Here is an 8955-nt window from a genome sequence, read left to right on the forward strand (position 1 = left end):
AGGCTAATGGCCGATTCGATTCAGTTTTTGAATCAACTCCATTTTAATACCATCTGGTGTTTGGCTGTGCCAGTAACCACTGACATAAGTCAGTAATGGCAACATAAACATCAAGGTGAGTAATACAATGAGTAATCCTCTTGCCGAAAGGTTGATGCCATTACGAGTGCTAAGTTGTAACGCTTGTTTTTTGGGGCAAGCAGACACGCAGCGCAAACAAGCCTGGCACTCATCTGAACGGACGGTTTTTTGGGTATGCACCGAAATATTAGCTGGGCAGGCTCGGGTGCATTTATCGCAACTCATGCCTTTAGCATCAATTAAACAATGCTGGGTATTACGCCGGATTTTAAATGGGCTTAAAAAGCTGACTATCCCAAGTAGGGCACCGTATGGGCAAATGTATCGACAAAACCCCTGACGGCGCCAGGCGGCTAACGCAAAGATAATGCCAAAGCAGATTAATGCCGCCATTGACGGCATAAGGAAAAAGGCGGCCATTTTGAGGTCGGCCACTTTGTGATAATTACCTGCCAAATAGTGAGGAATGGTTGCCGATGGCATTGAAATGACTAAGTAACATAACGCGGCTAACAGTAAATACTTTAACATTCTTAACGGCCAATCTATCCATGCTGGAGGTAATAGCTCGGAATGGACTACTTTTTTTCTGAGTTTATAAAGGTATTCACCGGCTAACCCTAGCGGGCATGCCCAGCCACAAAATGCGCGTTTACATACAATGCCCGTCAGCAATACCACACACAGCATCACAACGGCAGCGGGATGGTTTTGATCCCATAATCCTAGAGTGATAATCGCTTTAAGCTCAATCCCGCCAGCAATGGGTAAAAACGCATCCCCCACATCAGGACGCATTAACCAGGGTGTTTCTCCAGCGTATAACATTCCAGCATTAATGGCATACTGGACGGCAACTAACAAAATGGATAACGCAAAAAAGTGTTGGCAGATTTCACGTATTGCATTTGGTCTGCCGTCGGCATTGGCAAAGGCTGGTAGGTATTGCCCCACAAGGGTTACGACCAAAACTGAAACTAATAAGATTAAAAGTAAAGGCCAAAAAAAACTGGCGAGAGTGGCACCAATTAATAATGTTCCGCTGACCAGTGCGCCCCATTTTTTACCGCTCCAATAAAGCAGGCTGGTACTATAGACCAGTGCCAGCATTAAGGTTACCGATTCAATTGTGCTCATGTTTACATTCCTGTAGGTGATTGGAACAGAGGACATGATAAATAGTGAGAGTTGCATGTGTTGTGAGCCAGATCGATAAAGGCCTGCTGTTTTGTAATTATTTGATCTATATTGTTTTGTGTTATTTCTGTAAACAATGTAACTCAGTTGTTTAGCCTAGGGGAAACAAGCTTATGTTAATGTCATTAAGCTGTCTTATAGGCGAGTTAACTTATGACGATTATGCCGCCAACGAATGAGAGTGAATGGGTCAGTTTTCATTTGAACATTGTTTCGAAATAGATACTTTAAAGCGTTTAATCGCCCAACATCAGCATCTATTTCGGCATCAGTCGTTGGCAGATTTATATTATCGAGGTGAAAAACTCTCGGTAACGGCAATTGAGCTTGGTCAGCAGCAACAGTCATGCCCTACGGTTTTGTTTGTTGGCGGTGTGCATGGTGTTGAACGCATAGGAACTCAGGTGGTATTGGCATTTTTAAGCAGCCTCCTTAATCGCTTACCTTGGGACACTCATTTACAGCAATTATTGCAACAGGTGCGCTTAGCGTTTGTGCCTGTGGTCAATCCTGTGGGCTTTTTACGCGGTAGTCGCGGTAACGGTAATAATGTTGATTTAATGCGCAATGCCCCGATTGACTCTAGCGAGGACGTGACATTTTTAGTCGGCGGGCAACGAATATCCTCCAAACTGCCCTGGTATCGAGGCAAAGCAGGGATGGAACTTGAAACCGAAGCGCTTGTTAACTATGTCAAGCAATTACAACATCAAAGCACTAGTGTGATTGCACTTGATGCTCATTCCGGTTTTGGCTTGTTAGACCATGTGTGGTTTCCGCATGCGCATACTCGCCAACCGTTTGAGGGCATAGGTTATATATATCGATTAATGCAGTTGTTTGAGTCAGGTTACCCCCATCATGGTTATTATCGTCTGGCACCACAAAGTCATTTTTATCGCACTCATGGTGATATTTGGGATTTTTTGGTTGCCAGCAATACCAGTAATAAACCGTTTATTCCACTCACCTTAGAAATGGGCTCATGGGCTTGGGTACGTAAAAATCCGCGTCAACTGTTTAACTTTCCAGGTTATTTTAATCCGCAGCAATCCCATCGCCATCAACGTATTTTACGGCGCCATGTGGTATTAATGCAGTTTTTGATTGATGCGGCTTATGCTCACATTGTCGAACAGATTAAGCCCGCACAACTGAAACAGCTTAATCACCAAGCGACCCGTTTTTGGCATAAGAAATCGCAGCGAGGATAAGCCATGACTACCTTGGTGTTACTGAGAGGGTTAATGCGAGACAGCCGTCATTGGTATGGCTTTGATCAATATTTAGCCCAACAGGCTGTAGATGTGATTACCGTAGATTTGCCCGGCAATGGCACATTAGTTAATCAACCTAGCCCTACAGATCTGCAAGAATATTGCGATCCGGTGTGGCAACAGATTGATAATGCGTTAATTACGCGGGGTAAGTTACCTAAACAAACCAAGGTTGTTTTGGTGGGGGTATCAATGGGGGGGATGTTGGCGTTAACGTTAGCGGCGCAAAAGCCTGCTCGAGTGCGCCGTGTGGTGCTCATTAACAGTAGCGCGGCAAATTTATCCCCCTGGTATTATCGATTTCAACTTTGGGGACTAGTGATGTCGCTGTGTGTCGTGAGTATTAGGGCAATAAAGACTTATTGGTCAAAACGTGAACTGCCCAATAAAAACCAGTGGTTTGAGGCGATAGTGTTAACCTTGACGAGCCAGCACTTTAGCAAACGCGCTGAGGTGGTTGAGGCTTGGGGGATGTTAAGGTCACAATGTCGTACCTCATTGGCCAATGGGTTACGCCAGTTGTATGCCTGTGCGCGTTTTCATTGCCCCGTGTTACTCCCCGTTCCTGTCAGTGTGATTGTGGCTAATCAAGACAAGCTCGCGCACCCCAAATGCAGTGAAAAATTAGCCGTGTTTTATCAAACGCAGTTACACAAAATTGATGACTGTGGCCACGATGCCAGCCTTGATAAGCCGCAGCAATTACAGCAACTGTTAACAACAATACTGAACGTTAGCCTTGAACGTTAACCAGGCCTTTAGCGTGATGACATTAGCCGTTAGGCTTGCCATTTTTTGATGTCTTGCTGCCAGGCATTGGCGGTAAAATCGATAAAGGCCCTGACAACCGTTTGTTGATAACTGCGCGACAAATACACCGCCCACAGGGTTTTACCTGGTGCTGTTGTATTAGGTAGCACCTCTTTAAGCTTGCCCATTTGTAGATAATGGTTAGCCAAATCGGTAGACAAACACACCACACCGTTACCCCGCAATGCGGCATTGATTAATACGCCCATGTCGTTAGCTTGTAAATTGCCTTTTACGTCAAGTAGGTGAGATTGCGAATTTGCAATAACCTCCCAGTGTTGTTGGCTCGAGTGGCGTAAGCAATTGTGTTGTAATAAATCATGAGGCGCCAAAATGGCACCATGTTGTGCTAGGGTCTGTTGATCTTTGCTGGTTGAATTTTGTTCGAGTTAAAAACGTTTTAATCGAGGCGAATGGATTGAAGCCTAGCCACCTAAGCAAAATCTATTCAACAAAGAGTAAAACGTTTTTAGCCGAACCCTGTGGGCAGCGTTTGTCGGTCATTTTTACTGCATTATCGACTTTTTATGTAGAATAACTACACTTCAAAGTCTCTGCCTTGTATAAAAGACCAACAATTCGCTGCAAAAATAACCTTGAAAGATCAACAGACCCTAGGTAGTCGGCTGAGGCGCAGATGACGTTGTCGATGTGCATTAACCGTCTTGCGATTAAACTGTCATCTGGCTGGTGGGTGTACCGCAGAGCGATGTCGCCCCTGTCGTTGACTAATTGTGATAGGTTATCAGACAGTAATAATTGAATATTGACCTGTGGATGCAGCCGGCAAAAAGCCTCTACTACGTCGTACAGTTTTTGTTGTCCAAGGCCTATGGGGGAGGCGATGCGTATACTGCCAACCAGTTCAGTATTGTGGCTATTGGCGCGAGACTCCATGGCGGCCACTTCGCTTAAAATACGTTGGCAGTAGTGCAGTGTTTTTTCGCCCTGCAAGGTTAGGCTGACCTGGCGAGTTGTGCGGTGTAATAATCGCAAGGCTAACCACTGTTCAAGGTCTTTAATGTGCCGAGAAACCTGTAAACGGCTTAAACCAAGTTGTTCAGCCGCCTGGGTAAAGCTGCCGCAACTGGCCACTTCAACAAAGCTGCGCATCGCCGATATTTTGTCCATAAGTTACAGCCAAAGGTTATACCATTGTGCGTTAGCAAGTGATCTCTCAGCGAGAATTTAAAAGGGCTTAAACAAGGCGAATGACTGAATGAATAGTTATTCTCTTTCGAAGTCATGCAACGCAGTATAAGCTCTTTTAAAACTCGCCTGAAAGGAATGCCCCAGCGGCTTTTGCTCTGCGTTCTCGCTATTTGAAAGGGAACAACCATTACTACATAGCGACGCCTTAATCAAAAACCGCTGGACGCATTCTGAGTGGTCACTTATTAATGCGCAATGGTATTATAAGTTTTCGATGTTTTCTAATAGTGTATTGGCTTTATCAATAATGGCTTGTTGCGTGTGTGTATCCATTTTTTGCCAATTTTTATATACCATTGTCATGCGAGGGTTGCGGCTAAATTGCGCGTGATGCCGCTCGATAAAATGCCAATATAAACTATTGAAAGGGCAGGCGTTAGCTTCTGTTTTGAGTTTGACATTGTAATGGCATGTTTTGCAATAGTCGCTCATTTTATTCAAGTAATTGCCGCTTGCCGCATACGGCTTAGTCGCCACTAAACCGCCGTCGGCAAATTGAGTCATGCCACGGGTGTTGGGCATTTCGACCCATTCTATGGCGTCTATGTAGATACCTAAATACCATTGGTCTACCTCATCTGGGTGTAACCCCGCAAGCAAGCTAAAGCAACCTGTGACCATTAAGCGCTGAATGTGATGAGCGTAGGCATAATCAAGTGACTGCTTGATGGCTTGGTGCATGCAATTCATTTTGGTGTTGGCGGTCCAAAAATAATTTGGCAATGGCCTTTGGGCTTGTAAGGCATTTTTAGTGGCGTAATTGGGCATGTTGCCCCAATAAATGCCGCGTACATATTCGCGCCAGCCAAGTATTTGCCTTATAAACCCTTCAACTTGGGTGAGTGATATGTCGTGCTGATGTGCTTGCCAATATTGAATCACTTTATGGATCACTTCACCCGGAGAAATCATTTTTGCATTTATGGCAAATGAGAGGCGTGAGTGATACAGGCTCCAATCGGCACGGCTATTTTCGGTCATGGCATCTTGAAAACGACCAAAACGTATGAGTAAGTGCTGGCAAAAATAATCAAGTAACTGCCGAGCTTGACGGCGATTAACCGGCCACAATAATGAGCTTTGTGCTTTACCTATTGTGTTGATATTGTGCCGTTTTAGCCGAGTTAAAATCGCGCTAACATCGTTAGCAAATAATAAAGGCGAAGGAATGTCTGTGAGATCTTGTTGTTTAAAATGTTCGCGGTTTTGCTGGTCAAAATTCCATTGGCCGCCTAAGGGCTCATCGTCTTGCATGAGCACATTAAAGCGTTTGCGCATACGCCGATAAAAAAACTCCATTTTGACGTGTTTGTTAGGCGCAAATTGCGCCTTGATATCGTCAAACGGCAATAAAAAATGCTCGCTGTCATACTTGCTTTTGGTCACATTTGGCCAAGCTAACTCACCTAACTGTTGTGCTAGGCGATATTCATCTGGCTGTTGGTAGTCAAATGCCGTGAGCTGTTTACTGGTCATGATGTGCTCAAGCAATGCAGGCAAGTCTGGGTAGTGTTGAGTGTCATCTAGCGTAAGGTAGATTACCTGGTGGCCGCAATTGGCTAAGGCGTTGGCGAATTCGGCCATGGCGCTAAAAAAGGCACAGACTTTTTGCACATGGTGCGTGGCATAGGTGGCTTCTTGTGCTAGTTCAGCAATCAAATACACGGTATTTGGGCTGACATCTTTAAACCAACTGTGCGACGCATTGAGCTGGTCGCCCAAAATGAGTCTTAATGTTGTGGTTTGCGGCAACAGTGTCGGTGAAGCCTGTGTGTAAAGCGTCGTCGTAGTGATTACCTTTAATTATTGGTGTCGGCGACAGCGTTCGGAACAATATTTAACGTTTTCCCAGTCTTTAGCCCATTTTTTACGCCAGGCAAAAGGTCGTTGGCACACAACACAGACTTTGTGTGACAAATGTGGTTTTTTATGTGTCATGGCGAGGGCTCGTGCGTTTGGCTTTGGGGCGAACATGGCGGGTTAATACTGCCGCAATATGTTGTTTAACTTGTGGTTGTTCGCGATATGACCATAAGCGATCGCGGGCAGTTTGTGATGCCACAGTTAAATCAATCATAGGTTCAGGGTAGTCACGGCCTAAGATCATGTCGTTGAATATCGCTTCCATGGGCGGCTGTAACCATGGCTGGTGGATATATTCATTGGGTAAATTGTTAAGCTCGGGGCACCACTGACGAATAAACTCCCCGTTGGGATCTTGGTCCTGTGACTGCTTAATGGGGTTATATAACCTAATGGTGTTAATGCCTGTGACCGATGCCTGCATTTGCAGTTGTGGGTAGTGGATACCCGGTTCAAAATCGAGAAAATAGTTGGCTAAAGGTAGGCTTGCATGTTGCCAGGCAATGTTTAGATGGTGGGTAACAAAGCTGACTAACATGGCGCGCATTCTAAAGTTTATGTAACCGGTTTGGCGCAGGCAGCGCATGCAGGCATCAATAATAGGGATGCCTGTTTGGCCTTCTGCCCAGCGCTGAAGATCCTGTTGTACTTTATCGTCAGTGCGGTAGGGGTAATCGAGATACCCAGGGTTGACTGGCGTGAATTCCATACTGCATTGGCTTTCAAATTTTTGCATAAAATGACAATGCCAGTGTAGGCGCGACATCATTGCTAATAACGGTTTTCGCCAAGCTCTATTACTGGTTTGCACCTCTTGATAACGAGTTAATGTGGCTTGATACACTTGCTTTAAGCTGATGTTTCCCCAAGCTAAGTAAGGCGATAAACGTGAGCAATGAGTACGACTTAAGCTCGGGCTAGAAATACTGCGCTGATAGTTTTTACCTCTGTGAGTCAAAAAACTACTCAGTATTGCTCTGGCTGTCTTAGGTCCACCAGATTGAAACTGGTCATTGGCGGTTGTGAAGGCATCATCAAGCGTGGGAGCTTGATAGTGATTGAGTGTTTGTATTTGGCATTGCTGCCACTGAGGCACGGCAATGGGACTTTCCATTACCTGTTGCCAGTGTTTATCCCATGCGATGCGATGTTTACGCCCCCTGACAACGGCGCCAGTGGGTGATTGTTGCCAATAAATATCTTGTTGTTTACACCAATGTGCTACGGCTTTATCGCGCTCAAAACTATTGTGTAGTCCTATCTCTTGATGGCTATAAATGTTTTTTATTTCAAACTGTTGGTGTAACGCTTGCAGTAGGTCAATGATTGGTAGGTCAAAAATATAGACCTGGCCATTAAATCGGGCCAACTGTTGATTGATATCTTGAAGCGACTGCCACACAAAACGCCAATGGCGCTCATTGTAATGTGAGTCTGCAAGCATAAATGGTTCAAAACTGTATATCAGTAAGCAAGGTAAATGCTGATTAAATGCCTCTACCAGTGGTTGATGATCAGACAGCCGCAGGTCACGTTTAAACCAGACGATATTAATTGCTTGTTTGACCATATCGGACATGGCGCCAAATCCCACAGTGAATGAGAAAATACATACGTGTTAACTTGGCGTTTAGATTGCTTTTAAGGGCATATTTATCGGTTATTTTGTATCAAATATTGAAACAATTAGGCTCAGTATTCGGTATTTATCTCGAATTTTGTTAGCTATAAACTGGCTCCATTGTTAATTAATAGAGCGAGACAAAACATGAAACTAGCAGTATTAGGCGCAACAGGTTGGATTGGCAGCACAATTACCCACGAAGCGATTAGCCGTGGCCATCAAGTGATTGCCGTTGTACGTGATGCAAGTAAAGTGACCCAAGATATTAGCGTGCGTACTCTTGATATGACTCAAATGTCAGCACAAGACATTGCCACAGCGTTTGCTGGTGTTGATGCCGTGATTGCCTCAATTGGTGGCCGCGCCGCGCAAAATCATGAGGTTGTTGCACACACCGCACAGCAATTACTACAACACTTGCCTAAAGCTGGCTCACCGCGTTTGTTATGGGTGGGTGGAGCAGGTAGCCTTGAAGTTGCACCAGGTGTTACTTTGGTTTCAACCCCAGAGTTTCCTGAAGAATACAAAGCCGAAGCCATTGCGCAAGGTGAAGCACTTACTGTGTTCCGTACTACCGACTCAGCGATTAAGTGGACTTACGTTAGCCCTGCGGCGATGATTTTTCCGGGCGAGTCAGAAGGTCCATACCGTTTAGGCGGCGATGAGTTTTTTACCGATTCGGCTGGTCAAAGCCGAGTGTCGGTAGTCGATTACGCCAAAGCCATGCTTGATGAAGCAGAAAGTGCCAAGCATATTAACCAACGTATTAGTGTTGCTTACTAAGTAACCTCAGCTCTGGATAACAAACGCCTTTCAAGCAGTCCTTTGCCTTCCTCACTGCGTTGAATTAACTTGCAATAGGCTAGCTATTGACGCGTTAATTCGCCTTGT

7 protein-coding genes and 3 pseudogenes are annotated in these 8955 nt (G+C 45.0%); 4 read left to right on the forward strand and 6 right to left on the reverse strand.

Annotated features, from left to right (window positions below):
- Nucleotides 1-3 precede the first annotated feature (3 nt).
- A complete protein-coding gene (locus L2703_RS18240) occupies nucleotides 4-1218 on the reverse strand; it encodes a 4Fe-4S binding protein (protein WP_248972451.1) in 1215 nt (404 codons plus the stop codon).
- Nucleotides 1219-1463: 245 nt separating this feature from the next.
- Here L2703_RS18240 and L2703_RS18245 point away from each other — a divergent pair, with 245 nt between their 5' ends.
- Together L2703_RS18245 and L2703_RS18250 are read left to right on the forward strand one after the other, a co-directional pair.
- Nucleotides 1464-2492, forward strand: a complete 1029-nt coding sequence (locus tag L2703_RS18245) for a DUF2817 domain-containing protein (RefSeq protein ID WP_248972452.1) — start codon at nucleotides 1464-1466, stop codon at nucleotides 2490-2492.
- Between the two features lie 3 nt (nucleotides 2493-2495).
- A complete protein-coding gene (locus L2703_RS18250) occupies nucleotides 2496-3305 on the forward strand; it encodes an alpha/beta fold hydrolase (protein WP_248972453.1) in 810 nt (269 codons plus the stop codon).
- A gap of 29 nt (nucleotides 3306-3334) precedes the next feature.
- On the opposite strand, the pseudogene L2703_RS18255 reads toward L2703_RS18250, so the two are convergent.
- A pseudogene (locus L2703_RS18255) lies at nucleotides 3335-3709 on the reverse strand (LysR substrate-binding domain-containing protein); the annotation flags it as partial.
- Between the two features lie 74 nt (nucleotides 3710-3783).
- Here L2703_RS18255 and L2703_RS18260 point away from each other — a divergent pair.
- A pseudogene (locus L2703_RS18260) lies at nucleotides 3784-3987 on the forward strand (hypothetical protein).
- On the opposite strand, the pseudogene L2703_RS18265 reads toward L2703_RS18260, so the two are convergent.
- The 4 genes and pseudogenes from L2703_RS18265 to L2703_RS18280 form a co-directional block, all read right to left on the reverse strand.
- Nucleotides 3975-4496, reverse strand: a pseudogene (locus L2703_RS18265) (LysR family transcriptional regulator); the annotation flags it as partial. The pseudogenes L2703_RS18260 and L2703_RS18265 overlap by 13 nt on opposite strands.
- Nucleotides 4497-4778: 282 nt before the next feature.
- Nucleotides 4779-6302, reverse strand: coding sequence for a cryptochrome/photolyase family protein (locus L2703_RS18270; protein WP_248972458.1), 1524 nt, complete (start codon nucleotides 6300-6302; stop codon nucleotides 4779-4781).
- A gap of 78 nt (nucleotides 6303-6380) precedes the next feature.
- A complete protein-coding gene (locus L2703_RS18275; RefSeq protein ID WP_248972454.1) occupies nucleotides 6381-6515 on the reverse strand; it encodes a DUF2256 domain-containing protein in 135 nt (44 codons plus the stop codon).
- On the reverse strand, nucleotides 6505-8019 hold the full coding sequence (locus tag L2703_RS18280; RefSeq protein WP_248972455.1) for a cryptochrome/deoxyribodipyrimidine photo-lyase family protein: 1515 nt from the start codon (nucleotides 8017-8019) through the stop codon (nucleotides 6505-6507). The genes L2703_RS18275 and L2703_RS18280 overlap by 11 nt, the downstream gene beginning before the upstream one ends.
- Before the next feature lie 189 nt (nucleotides 8020-8208).
- Here L2703_RS18280 and L2703_RS18285 point away from each other — a divergent pair, with 189 nt between their 5' ends.
- Complete coding sequence (locus L2703_RS18285) at nucleotides 8209-8847, forward strand: NAD(P)-dependent oxidoreductase (RefSeq protein WP_248972456.1); 639 nt, start codon at nucleotides 8209-8211, stop codon at nucleotides 8845-8847.
- Nucleotides 8848-8955: the final 108 nt, after the last annotated feature.

It is taken from the genome of Shewanella basaltis (genome assembly GCF_023283885.1).
GTDB lineage: Bacteria > Pseudomonadota > Gammaproteobacteria > Enterobacterales > Shewanellaceae > Shewanella > Shewanella basaltis.